The sequence below is a fragment of the Paenibacillus sp. FSL H8-0079 genome (assembly GCF_037991315.1).
Lineage (GTDB): Bacteria > Bacillota > Bacilli > Paenibacillales > Paenibacillaceae > Paenibacillus.
This window is the reverse complement of sequence record NZ_CP150300.1, coordinates 4855607-4872933: the sequence shown is the minus strand read 5'-3', so window position 1 is coordinate 4872933 and position 17327 is coordinate 4855607. Positions and strand designations below refer to the sequence as shown.

Sequence of the window (17327 nt, the reverse complement as noted above, 5' to 3'; positions counted from 1 at the left end):
GTACATGCAGTACGATTATTTAGTCATAGGTTCCGGATTATTCGGCAGTACATTTGCTTATGAAGCAGCCAAACGGGGAAAACGAGTAAAGGTTATTGAAAAAAGAGACCATATTGGCGGTAATATCTATACGGAACCTATAGAGGACATACATGTTCATAAATATGGGGCGCATATTTTCCACACCAATAGTAAGGAAATCTGGGACTACATCAATCAATTTGCGGAGTTCAATCGATATACGAACAGCCCTGTCGCCAATTATAAAGGTGAAATATACAATTTACCTTTTAATATGAATACATTTAATCAGTTATGGGGCACGATTACCCCTGATCAAGCCCAATTGAAGATTGCGGAACAGATAAAGGCAACACAGATTAAAGATCCAAAAAATCTCGAAGAACAAGCCATTTCATTAATTGGAACGGATATTTATGAGAAACTGGTGAAGGGGTATACAGAAAAACAATGGGGACGTAAAGCAACAGAGTTGCCTCCCTTTATTATTAAACGTGTCCCTGTCCGATTCACGTATGATAATAATTATTTTAATGACCGATATCAGGGGATTCCTGTTGGCGGGTATACCCAAATCATCGAAAAAATGTTGTCGAGTGAACGGATCGAGGTAGAACTAAATCAGGACTTTTTTTCCAACAAAGAATTCTATTTAAAAAGCTCCTCAAAAATGGTGTATACAGGAATGATCGATCAATTTTTTGATTATACATTCGGTGAGTTAGAATATCGAAGTTTACGATTCGAATCCACGACTGTAGATCAGCAAAACTTCCAAGGCAACGCAGTTGTAAATTATACCGATTCCGAAACACCATACACTCGAATTATAGAGCATAAACACTTTGAATTCGGCAAGCAGTCCAAGACAATTATAACGAAAGAGTATCCCCAAGCTTGGAGCAAAGACCACGAACCCTATTACCCTCTGAATGACGACAGTAATAATGAAAAATATAGAAAATATCATAAACTTGCAGAGCAATCACCACATGTTATATTGGGTGGACGTCTAGGAATGTATCAATATTATGATATGCATCAAGTGATTGCGGCTGCATTGAATGCAGTCAGGACGGAATTCGGGCAATCCCATTGAAAGTCGCTATTAAGCGACTTTTTTTTGTTTATGATCAACACAACAACAGTCTTCCGTAATATCACTTTGTGCTATATTATCTCTACATACACCAAATAATGAAAGCGTATTCCACACTGGAAAAATAGAGATTAGATAGAAAGTGGAGTAGCTGACGCGTTCAGAAATACAAATAATACGGTTAATCAATCTGTACATTGTGAGGTGACACATGAATCCGGACATATTGAAGCGTGCATTTTTAAATCCAGGTCATTCGTTTCGTTCGGTTCCATTCTGGGCTTGGAACGACAAGTTGGAGCAGGAGGAGCTGAATCGCCAGATTGATGGTTTCAAGGAACAGGGCATGGGCGGTTTTATGATGCATGTGCGTGAGGGCTTGGAAACACCTTATCTGAGCCAAGAGTTTATGCAACGGATCAAGGATAGCGTCGCTAAGGCGAAGGAGTCAGGCATCTCTGCCTGGTTGTACGATGAAGATCGATATTCCTCAGGAATGGGTGGTGGAATGGTTGCGAGTAAAGGCGGCGATAAGGTACGTGCCAAGGCACTGACGTTAGATATGAGCCGTACCTTTAAACGAGAAGATACATCCATTGCTGCCATATATCACGCTATCATAACAGGGGGAAGCATCACGGAGCTGAGGCAACTGGCAGAGAATGAGGTCGGAGTGGTTCTTCATGCGGAAGATGAGATCTATCTCATCTTCCGTGTGAGAATCGCTGATAAAAACGACTGGTGTCATGGGGACACCTACACGGATCTCATGAATCCTGAGACGGTAAAGTTATTTATTGAGACCAACTATGAACCTTACAGGGAAGCAGTTGGAGAAGAATTCGGAAAAACGGTTCCGGGGATATTTACCGATGAGCCGACGATCCAAGGTTTTGCCGAACGTATGAATGAACCAGAATTGACTTGGATTGCATGGAGCGAAGTGTTCGCGCACGAGTTCGAACTCAGAAGAGGGTATTCCATATGGACGTTGCTTCCATACTTCTTTTTTCAAGGCACTCTTTCTACACAAATACGATATGACTACTGGTTGACCGTGACCGAAACGTTCAGCGAATCGTATACGAAACAAATCGGGGAGTGGTGCCAAGAACATGGCATTCAGTTCACTGGACATTTTCATTCCGAAGGTAGCATCGTCGGACAGACTCGTCATAGCGGTTCAGTGATGTCTCATTATCGATATTTGCACATACCGGGCATTGATACACTGGGAGAGCAGACAAAAGAACATTTAACGATCAAACAGGTGTCCAGTGTTGCGAATCAGCTTGGTAAGAAACAAGTAATCACCGAAACTTATGGTGTGACAGGCTGGGATTTAACTTTTGAGAGTCGAAGATGGATCGGGGATTGGCAATTTGCTCTAGGTATTAATCTATTGACTCATCATCTATCCTGGTACTCACTCAGAGGATGTCGTAAGCGGGATTATCCGCCATCCTTCAATTATCATATGAACTGGTGGAATCATAATCGGCGCATGGAGGATTATTATGCAAGACTCGGATCGGTCTTAAGTGAGGGGAAATTAACTCGGAATGTGCTCGTGATTCATCCAGCCTCATCGGTGTGGTCACATCTGGGACAAAATGTGAACATATCCTCATGGAAGAATACAGCCGGTAATGAATCGATGCTGACAGACTATGATAAATCGTTCAACGAATTCGTCAACCGCATGGTTGAATGGCATGTTGATTATGATCTGGGTGATGAGCTTATAATGAAAGAGTTCGCCAGAGCTGAGAAAGGCCAGCTATACGTGGGTGAAGCAGAATATTCACTTGTTGTTCTACCTTCTGTGCACAACGTAACGTCCTCAACACTTGAGGTATTGCTTTCATTTATGGATAGTGGGGGTATTGTTGCTGCATTTGGGGAAGTGCCGTACTTAGTAGATGGCAGGTCAGAAAATTTGCATCGTTTGGATGAGCTATATAAGCATAGCCACTATATTCAATTCAAAGATTCTGCTGAACTGATGCCTCTGTTGGACGAGAAAACATCACGTGCGGTAAGCATTCAGGATAAGGATGGCATGGAAGCAAAGCATTTTCTGCACATGCACCGGCAGGTGCAACATGGCTCGACTGTTTTTATTGTAAACAACGATCGGAATAACACCCATCAAGTGGAAATCTGTATCTCAGAAGGGCAACACCTGGAAGAATGGGACGCTTGGTCGGGAGAAATGATTCCACGTCCAGTTCATAAGAAAGATGGCAAGATACGCTTCAGCGATACATTCGGACCAGCACAGTCCAGGCTGTATATTGTGTCACCCATTTCAACCCATCAAGAGACAATTGCAACCGTTATCAACGATGAAATGCCTGACGTGAATCAGGTGTCGGATCAAGATCATACCATGTTTGAGATAAGCAATGAGTACATTTCAGAGCTACAACCTGTCTCGTTTGAAAGAACTGAGCCTAATGCGCTTATTCTTGATCAATGCCAGTTTCGCCTGGGGAAGGAACCATGGTCCGAGCCCATGGAGGTGTGGAGGGCCCAACGTATGATTCGTGAACGACTGGGTATGCGTCAGGTATTCCACAACGGAAACCTGCAGAGGTACTTCTGGATTCATGAGGATCATCCGGGCAATGAAGCCCCGCTGGAACTCAGGTTTACATTTGTGGTTGCCGATGTGCCAGCGAATGATGTATTTGTGGTATTTGAAGATGCAGATCGTTTCGATTTTGAGCTTAATGGCACCCGCTTGGATCAAGAGCCAGAAGGATATTATTTGGATCGGCGTATGCAAAAAATTAAATTATCAGGATTGCATGAGGGCATCAATACGTTAATTGTTCTGATCTCGTATTGTAGCGATATGGAATTGGAGAATGCATATATTATTGGAGATTTTGCTGTCGACCCTAATCGTAAAATAGTGAGTGAGCCTGACAATCTAACTTACGGAGACTGGCGTATACAAGGCTATCCTTACTATTGTGGCAGTATGAACTATGATTTTGAGATTGAAAAGGGTATCGAATCAGTTAACGGATACAGATTGGAGTTTGGTAAATATGCGGCTGTTCTCCTTGATATCCAGTTGGACGGCACAACAGGTAAGACCATTCCGTGGAAATGCGAGGCATGGTTTGACATAGATCCCACCCTCCTGACGGAGCAAAAGAATAAAGTCGTGGTTGAAGTTGTTGGAAGTCCAAGAAATCTGTTCGGTCCACTTCATCAACAGGAGGCCCATCCAAACTGGCTTGACTGGTGGTCATTCCATCCCGAAGATGAAGATTATACATTAGAATACCAAGGCACTCCCTACGGTTTATTAGAACCTATTAAACTTCTACGTAGTAACAAGAAGGCTCGAGATTAGTGAGAGAAGGGATGGCCCTCAAGGTCGTAAGCCTTGTGAGACATCCCTTCTTAATTATGAAAAAATACTGATCTTATACAGTTATAATATCTACTCCCAGAGCTGGAAGAGTCAAATTCTGATCCAATCTCTCGCTAGTCAACAAGCTGAGATAAGGAACGTCCAGCGTAATCTCTCGTTGCTCATTCGTCAGATTGATCAGGAAGAGGAAGTTTTGCTCCCCCTTCGTTCGAATCGATAGCTCGACACCTTCCGGCAACTGGATTTTGGGCGCCAATTCCTTTTCCTTCAATATGTCTTCAAACAGCTGATAGAAATACGATGGCTCCGGCCAAGTGCCGACATAATACACTTCACCTTCACCAAGCTTATTGACAGTAACCGCCGGTACACCCTCGTAAAAGTCGTTGTCATACCAGGCGATCGGCTCTGCACCTCGCAGTTCCAGTAGATCACACCATTGCTTCGCAGCGAATGTCTTGCCCTCCGCGTTCCGTATGCGATGCTCACTGTTGCCGATGGCATCATATTCACTTACGACAACACCCGCCGCTTCCGCCAGTAGCCCCGGCAGAGGCAACATCTCACATACATTCCTCATGTTCTTCACACCAGTCCGATTGGTGAGAACAACCGTGCCACCCTTGGCTGCGAAACTCTCCAGTCGCTGTGCTACTTCTTCACTTAACAGGAAGAGGGAAGGGACAATGACCAGCTTGTACCCGTCGAGCTCCTCAGTCCAGTTGATAACGTCTGTACCGACGCCCATTTTCAAAAATGCATTATGCATAGAGGACAAGTTGTCTATATAGTGCATTCCCCCTTCCGCCTGCGGCTGAAGGGAAAGCGCCGTATGCTGATCATGCGAATGCAGGATCGCAACCTGGGTAACAATGGTTGAGTCGGCGAGTATTTCTCCTAACTGGTTCACCTCGCGAGTAAGCTCCGCGAATTCCCTGAACCTGCGTCCAGGAACATTGCTGTGGTCGATCAGCCCGTGCCAGAATTGTTCGGCTCCGACGGTAGCACTCCGCCATCGGAAATGGACGACCATATCCGCACCGCGAGCGATTGTCTGCCAAGAGCGAGCTCGGATCAGTCCAGGATACGGGGTGCGCTGAATCGGCATCCAGGCGCCCTGTGCTCCGCTGAGCTGTTCCATTACCCAGAAATTCCGGCGTTTGATGCCGCGAACCAAGTCCAGCGTAAGCGCTCCGTTCCTCGGAAACCGATCGCCATAATCGCGATACAGCTCATTCGGATAATAATCAACAGAGACAAAGTCCAATTCGTTGTGCATATCATAATAGTCCAGGCTATTCGGATATTGCCACATGTTATGCGTCACAAATTGGCCTGGACAGTTACGGCGTAAAATCTCAAGCTGCCATCCCAGCAGATAGCCTACGCTGTCAGAACAAAATCGCTTGTACTCCAGAAGATAGGAAGGATTCATCGGTTTGCTGACGCCGAGCGGCGTTGTTACCTCAGCCCAGCTGCTGTACTCCCCACTCCAGACGACCGTACCCCACTCCCGGTTCAACTCCTCCAGATTGGAATAACGCTTTTGCAGCCAAGCGACAAATGCACGATTGCATGTATCACAATGGCACTCCTGGTAGTGCATCTCGTTATCAATTTGCCAGCCGATGACGGCGGGATGCTTACCGTAGCGCTGTGATATCGCTTCCACAAATCTAGAGCCCAGCATTCTCAAGGAAGGGCTGTTGTTGCAACGATGTCCACGCACACCTGGCCGGATGATGTGGCGTTGCTCATCCATGGGCAGCACATCCGGATAACGGGTTGTCATCCAGTTCGGCGGGGTATTGGTTGGGGTGCATAACACAATTTCCATACCACGCGAAGCGAATACTTCTATAGCCGCATCCAGCCATTCAAACTGATAAGTACCCTCGGTCGGTTCCATTCGGCTCCAGGCGAACTCCGCCATTCGCACAACAGCAACCCCCGTCTCTTGCATAAGTACGGCATCTTTCTCCCATAACTCCGGGGTCCATTGCTCTGGATAATAATCAATTCCTATCTTAATTGTCATCCTGTAATCTCCTTTAGTTATCAATATATTGCGATTATATGCTATATTAATTGGAGTGAATATCTTAAATAATTAATATGATATAACAATATTAAGATAACAGGAGAGTTAGTCGTATGCCTCTTCCCAATCGCAATTTCCCGGTATTATCCGCCAGAGACAAGCTACTCCCTTTTTATCTGCTTGGCATCGGTCTGCATCATGAACAGGAGCACATACGCCGAGACCAAGGCATTCAGGATTATCAGTGGATACAATGCCGCAGTGGTGTGGGCAAGCTCAAGCTAAGTGAAACGGAACATATCGTCAAGCCAGGTATGGGCATGCTGTTGTTCCCTGGACAGAAGCATGAATACTATGCGTTATCCGAGAGCTGGGAAGTCGACTGGATCATTTTCGATGGCAGCGGGTCAGCAAGCTTGTTTGAAACCGTGGGCATTGTCGACACAAGCGTATATACGCTTGCATCACCTGAATACCTTCGATCCCGCATGCGGGAGTTGCTGCAAGCTGCCTTAACACCACAAGAGCAGACATTAAGCAATTACGCCTGCTCCGCCGTCCTCTATACCTTATTGACAGAGATCATTCAACGCGTATCTGTCGAGGGTAACGATACCGTCGGGCAGCAGTATGAGCGATTAAAGCCGGTTCTGGACTATATTGAACAGCATTATGCTGAAGAGATTACTTTGCCAACGCTGGCTGGATTGATCTGTGTCACACCGGAATATTTCTGTCATTTGTTCAAGAAGACGACAGGCATTCGTCCCATCAGCTATGTTAACCAGGTAAGGGTCAACAAGAGCAAGGAACTGCTGCTTGGCAATGTGCAGCGCGGGATGGAGGATATCGCTCGTCAAGTCGGTTTCGAATCTACCAGCTATTATGGAGCCATCTTCAAGAAGCTGGAACGAATCACACCTGGCGCCTTCCGCCGCAACTATCAGAAGTCGTGACATATTATTAACTGCAACTCGTTTATAGAGCCGCTAATTAGCGGCTCTATTTTGTGTGTAAAAGGCCAAGATTGAATGAACCCGATATAATCGGTTCTACACGCACAAAAACAAAAATTGAATCTGTTATATAATATGTTGTAATCATGAAACGTTAAAATCTTTATTTTTAAAATGGACATAATGTAAGTGAGAATATTGTGATTGAAGGAAGAGGAATTACTTATGGACAATGCTTATTTAAAACAGGATCAATTAATCAGTTACAAATTAAGTACTCAACAACGAATAGATACTCATCAGCATCGAAATGTTGAATTGTTATTTTTACTAAAGGGCTCACTCAAAATTAGAATTGAGGAAGAGGAGTTTACTTTAGAAGAACAAGATATCATCATTGTTAATTCAACATTCAAACATAAAATTCTTGCAGAACATAACGTAACGTATGTTATCTTTCATTTTAATTATTACAAAATTTTAGAACTTTTACATGCAAGTAAAGCATTCTTTTTATGCAATTCATCCTTAGGGAAGAAAGAAGACTATGTACAAATTCGCAAATATTTAACAAGCATTCTCAAAGTTCACTACGAAAACCAAGATCCCAACCAAATTAACTTAAATAGTTTGTATTACCAGCTCCTCGACCACTTTATTAGTCATTTTTCTGTCATATATAACAAGGGGAGTATGGATGGGGCATATAGAGGAGTAGAACGGAGAAATGAGATTGAAAACTATATTGAAGTCAATTATTTTAAAAGCATCAGTTTGAAAGACCTAGCGGAGTTCCTGTTTCTTTCTCCTCCATATGTTTCTAAATATTTCAAGGAACAATTTGGTATGAATTTTAATAGGTATTTAAATCAGGTGCGTTTATTCCATGCAGTTAATGAATTGTTGGGTACAAGCCATTCCATCACTTCAATTGCAATGAATAATGGTTTTCCAAATGTGAATGCTTTCAACAAATTGTTTAAAGAAGAGTATAGCGATACTCCTCACGATTATCGTATAAATAGTGCGAAGGAACAGCGTAAAGATACATTAGAGATGCCCTCGAATTGGCGTGAAAATTTAAAGGATATATTTGAAGTACCTGCCGATCGTGAGTTATCCATGGTATCCAATCAACTAAGCATTTTAGAAGTATCCGGAAATGATAAAACTCCGTTCTTCCGATACTGGACGAAAGTTATTAATTTGAACGAAGCTGCAATGCTTAGTAATTTTTCTCCCCAAGAACAGATTACAAAACTAAAACAAGATTTAGGTTTTGAATACGGAAGAATATGGAATGTTTTTAGTAAAGATATGAAGCTATTGACTCCCTCTAAGAGTACAAAACTAAATTTCTTTAACTTAGAACGTGTATTTGATTTTTTGATGGATCACCAGATAAAGCCATACATTGTTTTGAATCCGCTAGAAGATCTTCATCAACTAGGCATTGAAGGTGATTCCGACAGTGAAGTAATTGTGAGATTTATGGAAGTCTTCAGATCATTTATTTCTCATGTCAGTAATCGATACGGAAAATCACAAGTTAAAGAATGGTATTTCGAAGTGGTCTTTAATGTAGAAAACAAAAAGTGTAACGAATCATTTTTCTTTCAGCTATTTAACTCAATAAAAGAAGTGCTCTACTCCTTTTCTGTGGAATTTAAGGTAGGTGGTCCAGGGTTACCTATCCATCTTAGCGCTGGAAGGATTAAAGAATTTTTGACAAAATGGTTTGTTAATCCGTATCAACCTGACTTCATAACCTTACATTCTGATCTTCAGCCAGGTTCGAGTATGGAAGGAGAAAGAGAGTTGCGTAAGATAATGGATGCACAATATATCCAAAATCAGGTACTGATGGTCAAAAGAATAATTAACGATACAGGTTATGAACTAAATGATATTGAATTGTCCAACTGGGACTTTAATATGTCTCATCATACTATGTTGAATGACAGTTGTTATAAAGCTGCTTATCTGGTGAAGAATATTATAGATAGTTATGGTCTGCTTCAAGCCATGGGGTACTGGTATGCTCTAGATTCACTATCTGAACTGGCAGATACACCAAACTTATTGTTTGGAGGCCCAGGGCTTCTAAGTACACAGGGGCTTAAAAAACCTTCGTACTATGCTTATCATTTTTTAAACATTGGAAAAGGAAAATACTTTCTCGGTAAAAATCCCCATAGTCTTATGACAACGGATGGCACAGATAATTACTTTATCATCTGTCATAACTGTGGGTCGCTAAATTACAAATACTATACGGAACAGATGTCATCCAACGATCCTTTAATGTACAGGGAAATATTTGAGAAAGAAGACTCAATGACACTACGATTTAAGATAGATAATGTAAAAAACGGAATGTATAAAATCAAAGTTCGTTCGGTGAATGAAGAGCATGGAAATGTTCAGCAAGAGTGGATTAATCTTAATATGGGTCAGGACCTTAGTAATAGTGAAATTGACTATCTGAAACAGATTACTGTTCCTCAAATGAGAATTTACCAAATCGAAGTCAACAATGAAACACTTGAGTTCAATACAGAATTAAGTAGGAATGAAATCAAAAGCATTCGACTAATTTATCAATATTAAAAGAGGATGTGCGCTTCCAACAGTGTACATCCTCTTTTTTTGAGAAAAGAATAATAAATGAATGTGAATAATTAATGTCAATTCATTTAAACTGAGAAGGGATTAAAAAAGACATATATAAAAGGATATTTAGCTTGTATAACAACAGAAAATAAAGCGTTAACATAAGTAATGTCTAAATGGAGTGTAGAACAATATAGGAGATGATGCTGGTGGATCACAAGAAAACAGCTGAAGAAATACTTAAACATTTGGGAGGAAATGAAAATGTTGAATCCGCTTCCCATTGTGTTACCCGCCTAAGGCTTTCTATAAAAGATATGTCCAAGGTAAACGATCAAGCAATTAAAACCTTGAAAGATGTAAACGGTACCGTAAACCAGGGAGGACAGTATCAAATCGTCATTGGACCGAAAGTTGAACAAGTGTATAAAGAATTTGAAATGGCAGTTTCTAAAGAAAAGCCGGTGAGTTCGAGGAACTCAAATCCCGCTGAAACACCTAAGAAGAAAAATGTATTCAGTCGGATGCTTGATGTGTTGATGAGCTGCTTCATTCCTATTATTCCTATAATTGCAGGTTCAGGGATGATTAAAGTCCTTTGTACGATATTGGTCAGCGCAGGAGTGTTGACGAATGAGAGTTCTACGCTGCAGATATTGAATCTTATGGGTGATGGCGTATTCTATTTCTTGCCGTTTTTTGTAGCCTTTACTGCTGCGAAGAAATTTAATACAGATCACTTTGCAGCTATGGTCATGGCAGCTATTTTACTACATCCTAATCTGATGGCCATGTCCGCAGAGGGGGCTACTTCTACTAGCTTTATTGGTATTCCATTACAATTGCTAAGTTATAGCTCGCAAGCTGTACCTATTATTTTGGCGGTATGGCTGATGTCTTATGTCAATCCTATTGCAGATCGTTTAAGTCCTGCAATGGTCAAGGTTTTTCTAAGACCTATGCTTACCATTTTAATTGTTGCACCTGTCATGTTAATCGTATTTGGGCCTTTTGGAGATTTCTTGGGCGGTTACTTTGGTAAATTTGTTGATGTTATGAACACATGGGGTTGGATTGCCGTAAGTATTAACGCTTTAATTTTCCCATTTCTTGTTATAACGGGTACACATAATGCGCTTATTCCTTTGATCATTACGATGTTTGCTACCAAAGGGTTTGACCCTGTATTAATCGTTAGTGGATTAGTGGTAAATATCGCACAAGCAGGAGCTGCCTTTGCTGTTGCTCTGAAAACGAAGAATAACCAAATGAGAGGTATTGGACTTTCGGCAGGTGTAGCCTCCTTATTTGGTATTACCGAGCCAGCACTATATGGGGTGAATCTAAGACTCAAGCGTCCATTTATTGCAGTTCTAATCGGCTCTACTCTGGCTGGGGCAGTAGCTGGTATAACAGGAGTGACTGCATATTCCTTTGTAGGTCCGAGCATCATTTCGCTTCCGATCTTTATTGGCGACGAAGGTTTTATATCGCTAGTATGGGTAATTTTAACCGTTATAACTTCCTTCGTACTAACATTTATCGCTGTCTGGCTAATTGGATTTAAAGATCCTGTAGATGAGGAAAAAGAAAGTAATCCAACGGTAACGAATACGCTTGAGGGCAAAGATGTGAATGATTCTCCAGTTGAGAATGTTGTTGAAGAGCATGTTGGAAGTCCACTAAAGGGGGAAGCAATACGACTCTCCCAAGTCAATGACGAAGCATTCGCGACGGAGTCTATGGGGAAAGGGTTTGCAATTATTCCTTCTGAGGGGAGAGTAGTTGCCCCATTCGATGGGACAGTTGTTGTCATAAGCAAAACCAAGCATGCGGTTGCTTTGGTTAGCGATAACGGAATGGAGCTACTGATTCATGTTGGGATCGATACGGTCAAACTGAAAGGTAATCATTTCAATCTAGAAGTTCAGACAGGAGATCAAGTTCAAAAAGGCGATACCCTAATGTTATTTGACAAAGAAGAGATTAAAAATCTTGGTTATGATCTGACAACTTCGATTGTGGTGACCAATTCAGATCGTTACCCTAACATTCAACACAAGACTGGAAACGTAACCTATGGAGATCATGTGCTGAACACTTAATTAATTATGGATAGGAGAGATAGAGATGAAACACAATTTTCCAAAGAATTTCATGTGGGGAGCAGCAACATCTGCAGCACAAGTTGAAGGAGGGTGGAACGAAGGCGGGAGAGGCGCAAGTATAATGGACATATTAGGCGGAAGTGTGGACGGTAGTGTACATCGGCACCAAACCGAGAAAGTTATGCCGGATGTGTACTATCCAGGTCATGTTGCGAGCGACTTCTACCATAATTTTAAAGAAGATATTGCTTTGATGGGGCAGATGGGACTTAAATCGTATAGAATGTCAATTTCTTGGAGCCGTGTGTTTCCTAAAGGGGATGAAACCGTTCCAAACGAAGAGGGTTTGAAATTTTATGATGATGTGTTCGAGGAACTGTCAAAGTATAATATTGAACCCATTGTAACCATTCTTCACTATGATGCACCTTTGCATCTAGCGGATCACTACGGTGGTTGGTCTAATCGTAAGATGATTGATTTCTACATCAATTACTGTGAAGTTTTGTTTAACCGCTATAAGGGAAAAGTGAAGTATTGGATCACGTTTAATGAAATTAACTGTCTACTTGTTCCCTTTGGCGTTATTACTGCTGGTGCGATGAATATGTCCTATAAGTCCCAGGATAATACGGAACAGCTCCGCGTCCAAGCTCTTCATCACCAGTTCGTAGCAAGCGCAAAAGCCGTTGCATTAGGCCATCGCATTGACAATAATAATAAGATTGGATGTATGATTGCATATATGTGTAATTATCCACTAACCTGTCACCCAGAAGATATTCGTCTTGCACAACAAGAAGATCAGATCAAAAATATGTTATGCGGGGACGTCATGATTAGAGGTTCATATCCCGTATTTGCGGAAAGATATTTCAAACAAAAAGACATTCATATTGAGATGCTTCCTGGAGATGAAGAGACTTTAAAAGATGGAACAGTAGACTTTTATTCTATGAGTTATTATATGACCAATTGTATTGGAAACGATAAAAGCAAGGAACTTACCGCAGGAAATCTGATCTATGGTATGAAAAATCCTTATCTTGAAGCAACAGAATGGGGATGGCAAATAGATCCAATTGGATTGAGATGGGTGTTAAATCACGTTTATGATCGTTATCAAATTCCTATTATGATTGTCGAAAATGGTATGGGTACTGCTGATATAGTTCAAGATGGAAGAATACATGATGATTACCGAATTGATTATTTACGTCAACATATCGAACAAATTGGTGAATCAATTAATGATGGAGTAGATGTCGTTGCGTACACGCCGTGGAGTGCTCTGGACCTTGTAAGTCTGTCAGGTGGTACAATGAGAAAAAGATATGGATTTATTTATGTTAATAAAGATGATGAAGGTAATGGAGACCTAAAACGGATACCTAAAGATTCATTTTATTGGTACCAAAAGGTGATTGAGAACAATGGTGAAGATCTGGACTGAGTTAACCAGCATTGAACAGCTAAATTTAATTAACTAAAACCAAATAAAAGCAGTCGATCAACGTGTGAAATGCATCCCATTGTTAGTCATGACTAACAATGGAGGTGCATCTTTTTGATTTGCTGCTTTTTTACACTAACGAGCAGATTAGTTGAAGGAGACTTTTCTACATTACCTAATAGAGGAACAATCAGATAAATAAAACACGTTGATTGTTGCACCTGGTTTTACGTTTTTCACTATATCTGATCTGCTGTTGCATAAAAGTGATAATTGTTGTCTTTTTGCAATCATTGTATTGTCACAGTCGAAGTTACACGATATAATCGAGTTGTCTTCGAGGATAATATTATAAAGGATGGTGAAATTTTGAAAAAGTTTTCGTTGCTTTTACTCGCAGTAACTCTATTGTTGTTAACGATCTCAACGGCTCCGTCTACATATGGCGCGGCCAGTTATCCAAACACAGGTACGAACGGATTAACCGGTTTTGCAGGCAGTGCCAAGAATGAAAATGGTGTATCCAAGGCAGCTACGACAGGTGGCAAGAACGGTCAGGTGGTTTACGTTAGTAATCTTAATGACCTGAGAACACATATGGCGGGCTCTACAGCCAAAATTGTCGTTGTTGAACAGAATATTTCTTCTTCCTCTCTGCAAAAGGTTGAATTTGGAGCGAACAAGACACTGGTAGGTTCTTTTGACAAACATACATTAACGAATATTCATTTCAGATCTACAAGCAGTTCAAGCAATGTGATTTTTCAGAACCTGACCTTTCAACATTCAGCGAATATCAACGGCAATGATGATATCCAGGTGTACATCACTTCTGGCTCCAATTACTGGATCGATCATGTGACGTTCGCTGGCCACAGCTATAGCTCTGGCGGAAGTGATCTGGACAAGCTTCTGTATATCGGTGATCGCGCTGACTTCATTACGATTAGCAATTCCAAATTTGCGAACCATAAGTATGGCGTTATCCTCGGTCATCCGAATGATGGTAACAGCAGTTACAATGGCGTACCTCATGTGACGATGTCTAATAATTACTTCGAAAATTTAAATGTACGTGGTCCTGGACTTTTAAGATATGGTTACTTCCATCTCAAAAACAACTATGCCAACAACTTTAATCAGGCCATCACAATTGGTGAAAAAGCACGGATTTATTCTGAAAACAACTACTTTGGTGCTGGCGCTGAAAAGGGTGGCATCCTGGATGACAAAGGAAAAGGTGAGTTTACGGATACGGGCAGTACGCCGGCTCTGAATAGCCCGACTTCTCCTAAAACGAACTGGAGACCAAGCTCCAACTATAGTTATCAGGTAGAGAGTGCCAGCTACGCGCGTGAGTTCGTCACCAAGTATGCAGGATCATCCAATACCACACTTGTATTCGGAAAATAAGAGTTTCTGCCCATCCATATCATGACCAAAAAGGCCTGTTCTGTACGCCATAACGTATAAGACAGGCCTTTTTGTTTGTAAAGAATGAGGTTTCCGAGATTTCGAGTGTAACGGAGCAATCCAGTGCAGAGCCTGTCGGTGCGTATTTAGCGTACTGGACGGGCTTTTTTTCGTCTAGAGTACAACTTGATGCATGCATTTTTTTCCTATACAGTGTTGTGTAGAGTATGAAGAGGATGGAGGAGAACGAACCATGAATTGGTTGGAGATTAGCAAATCCAAAGATGTGGAACAAGTCAGACCAGCCGTCGGTGTATTGGATATCAACGAACAGGATGATCGTGGGCGTACACCGCTGATGCTCTTTTTGACAAATCGTATGCCGACTGAAGCGATCCGGTGTCTTCTGGAATTCGGCCCGAACTTGGAAGTGGAGGACAAGCTTGGGGATACCGCCCTGAAAAAAGCTGTGAAGTTCAAGCAAATTGAAGCCATTCAGCTATTGATTGAACATGGAGTCAAACTGGACGCTCCCCTTGGAATTCAGGCCAGTGCCTGGAACGTAGCGAGACGTAATCCGGACATAGCGGATATGTTACTGGATACCAAAGGTGCGGTTAGACTCAAGCTGACCCAGGCGGAGCAAAGCATTGTAGATGAAATTTTGTACGAGGAGTCTTCAGACAAGGCAACTGCCCAAATCCGTGCACTGGATTCAGCTGTACTCCTGCATGCCATTGTGAACGGATACAACTGGGACGACAGTCCTGAGCCGATGATTGCAGTATGTGAACATCCTGAATGTGCAGAGATTACGCGGCTGGATATGGCAGAACTGCTGGATGCGGACTACTGGCTGGAGATGGATGAAGATGAGGTCAGCGAGAGAGAGGACGGACCGGCGTATCGTCAGCTTGCAGAGCAATTATCCGGATAGGGTAGCCATTGAACTGAACTTGATAGTTAAAGAGAAGATGTTACCTCATGGGGGAGTAGAAGGTTGAAGAATAAAGGAATGAAAGACAGCTCGGCCTGCGATGACCGTACATATGAGATTAGGAATGATAACGGCGCTGAACGCGTGCGTCTATATGATCAACATTTGTTCAAAGACATGGACTGGCCTAATACAGAGGACGGCAGATATGCCAGGGCTTATTTGGAACCTATGATGCAGCAAGGGCCCCAAAGCTTTATGTCCAACGTGGAAACGACATTGCTGCTCGCCCGGATCGATGATCTCGTTATTCCGGTGACAATGAACGATACAGAGTATGATAATGCTTATGTCTGTTCGCCATACACGCATTACGTGAGTTACGCCAAGCAGGAATTGACCATGTTGCAGAAGCCCATGTTGGAAAAAGGTCTTTCTGCGCTGCTCAGTCTAATCGGTTGGGGAATGAAGCGATCACAGATCAACAAAGTCGTGCATGTGAACAACTGGTTGTTGTCCACCAATCTGTATCCAGCCATGTCTGGTGATCAGGCGGCTTGTTTGCTTGCAGCGGTACAAGAGCGATACCCTGAGCATGTCATTGTGTTTCGCTCCTTGTGTCCGGGACTTCATTCCGATCTGACGGCGAGGCTAACAGAAGCGGGGTGTCGATTGATCCCAAGCCGACAAATCTATCTGTACCGAGCGTATGATCCGAATTTTGGCAACTCGAAGTCGCGCTGGTTGCTAAAGCGGGATTACGAATTATTGGCCAAGCATGGATACGAACTCGTATCCGTAACAGATATGACAGATGCAGATATTCCGCGAATCGTGGAGTTGTACAAGCTGTTATACCTTGAAAAATACTCCTATCACAATCCGCAATTCACCGAGCGGTTCATTGCTGCTGCGATGGCTTCAGGAACACTCAGGCTCTATGGACTGCGAAAAGAGGGGCGCCTGGACGCGGTCATGGGTTATTTCTGCCGCAATGGAGTTATGACAACGCCGCTGTTCGGTTACGACACAGCGGTGCCCCAGTCTGTTGGACTATACCGCATGTTATCGGCCTGTCTGATCGGACAGTCTCGCGAGAACGGCCATCTGTTGCATGAGAGCGCCGGGGCTGCGCAGTTCAAGCGCAATCGCGGTGCTGTGGCGGATTTCGAGTATTCCGCTGTATATGAGCGCCATCTTCCTTGGGGCAGACGCTGGTGCTGGCTACTGCTTGATCGGTTGTTGAATCGCGTAGGTGTGCCGCTGATGCGCCGCATGAAGCTGTAAACAGACAT

10 protein-coding genes are annotated in these 17327 nt (G+C 42.6%); 9 read left to right on the top strand and 1 reads right to left on the bottom strand.

Features of this window, described 5'->3' with window-relative positions; translation table 11 throughout:
* Window positions 1-4 precede the first annotated feature (4 nt).
* Together glf and MHI06_RS21785 are read left to right on the top strand one after the other, a co-directional pair.
* On the top strand, window positions 5-1120 hold the full coding sequence (gene glf / locus MHI06_RS21790) for a UDP-galactopyranose mutase (protein ID WP_340399080.1): 1116 nt from the start codon (window positions 5-7) through the stop codon (window positions 1118-1120).
* Between the two features lie 211 nt (window positions 1121-1331).
* Window positions 1332-4490, top strand: a complete 3159-nt coding sequence (locus MHI06_RS21785; protein ID WP_340399079.1) for a glycosyl hydrolase — start codon at window positions 1332-1334, stop codon at window positions 4488-4490.
* 73 nt (window positions 4491-4563) lie between these two features.
* On the opposite strand, the gene MHI06_RS21780 is transcribed toward MHI06_RS21785, so the two are convergent.
* Window positions 4564-6549, bottom strand: a complete 1986-nt coding sequence (locus tag MHI06_RS21780; RefSeq protein ID WP_340399078.1) for a beta-galactosidase — start codon at window positions 6547-6549, stop codon at window positions 4564-4566.
* Window positions 6550-6665: 116 nt separating this feature from the next.
* Between MHI06_RS21780 and MHI06_RS21775 the strand changes: the two genes are divergently transcribed.
* From MHI06_RS21775 to MHI06_RS21745, 7 genes are all read left to right on the top strand, one after another.
* Window positions 6666-7508 (top strand): AraC family transcriptional regulator, encoded by an 843-nt coding sequence (locus tag MHI06_RS21775; RefSeq protein ID WP_340399077.1) that lies wholly within the window; start codon window positions 6666-6668, stop codon window positions 7506-7508.
* 225 nt (window positions 7509-7733) lie between these two features.
* Complete coding sequence (locus tag MHI06_RS21770; RefSeq protein WP_340399076.1) at window positions 7734-10118, top strand: helix-turn-helix domain-containing protein; 2385 nt, start codon at window positions 7734-7736, stop codon at window positions 10116-10118.
* 212 nt (window positions 10119-10330) lie between these two features.
* Window positions 10331-12226 (top strand): beta-glucoside-specific PTS transporter subunit IIABC, encoded by a 1896-nt coding sequence (locus MHI06_RS21765; protein ID WP_340399075.1) that lies wholly within the window; start codon window positions 10331-10333, stop codon window positions 12224-12226.
* Between the two features lie 25 nt (window positions 12227-12251).
* The gene (locus MHI06_RS21760) at window positions 12252-13682 is read left to right on the top strand and encodes a glycoside hydrolase family 1 protein (protein WP_340399074.1); all 1431 of its coding nucleotides are present in this window, start codon (window positions 12252-12254) and stop codon (window positions 13680-13682) included.
* A gap of 384 nt (window positions 13683-14066) precedes the next feature.
* The gene (locus MHI06_RS21755; protein ID WP_340402163.1) at window positions 14067-15095 is read left to right on the top strand and encodes a pectate lyase; all 1029 of its coding nucleotides are present in this window, start codon (window positions 14067-14069) and stop codon (window positions 15093-15095) included.
* Between the two features lie 253 nt (window positions 15096-15348).
* Window positions 15349-16032: a DUF4274 domain-containing protein gene (locus tag MHI06_RS21750; RefSeq protein ID WP_340399073.1), complete on the top strand. Its 684-nt coding sequence runs from the start codon at window positions 15349-15351 to the stop codon at window positions 16030-16032.
* Window positions 16033-16095: 63 nt separating this feature from the next.
* Window positions 16096-17319, top strand: a complete 1224-nt coding sequence (locus tag MHI06_RS21745) for a GNAT family N-acetyltransferase (protein ID WP_340399072.1) — start codon at window positions 16096-16098, stop codon at window positions 17317-17319.
* The last annotated feature ends 8 nt before the right edge of the window (window positions 17320-17327 follow it).

Coding starts and splice junctions, on each gene's coding strand:
- glf (WP_340399080.1), top strand. CDS start 5: ATGCAGTACGATTATTTAGTCATAGGTTCCGGATTATTCGGCAGTACA.
- MHI06_RS21785 (WP_340399079.1), top strand. CDS start 1,332: ATGAATCCGGACATATTGAAGCGTGCATTTTTAAATCCAGGTCATTCG.
- MHI06_RS21780 (WP_340399078.1), bottom strand. CDS start 6,549: ATGACAATTAAGATAGGAATTGATTATTATCCAGAGCAATGGACCCCG.
- MHI06_RS21775 (WP_340399077.1), top strand. CDS start 6,666: ATGCCTCTTCCCAATCGCAATTTCCCGGTATTATCCGCCAGAGACAAG.
- MHI06_RS21770 (WP_340399076.1), top strand. CDS start 7,734: ATGGACAATGCTTATTTAAAACAGGATCAATTAATCAGTTACAAATTA.
- MHI06_RS21760 (WP_340399074.1), top strand. CDS start 12,252: ATGAAACACAATTTTCCAAAGAATTTCATGTGGGGAGCAGCAACATCT.
- MHI06_RS21750 (WP_340399073.1), top strand. CDS start 15,349: ATGAATTGGTTGGAGATTAGCAAATCCAAAGATGTGGAACAAGTCAGA.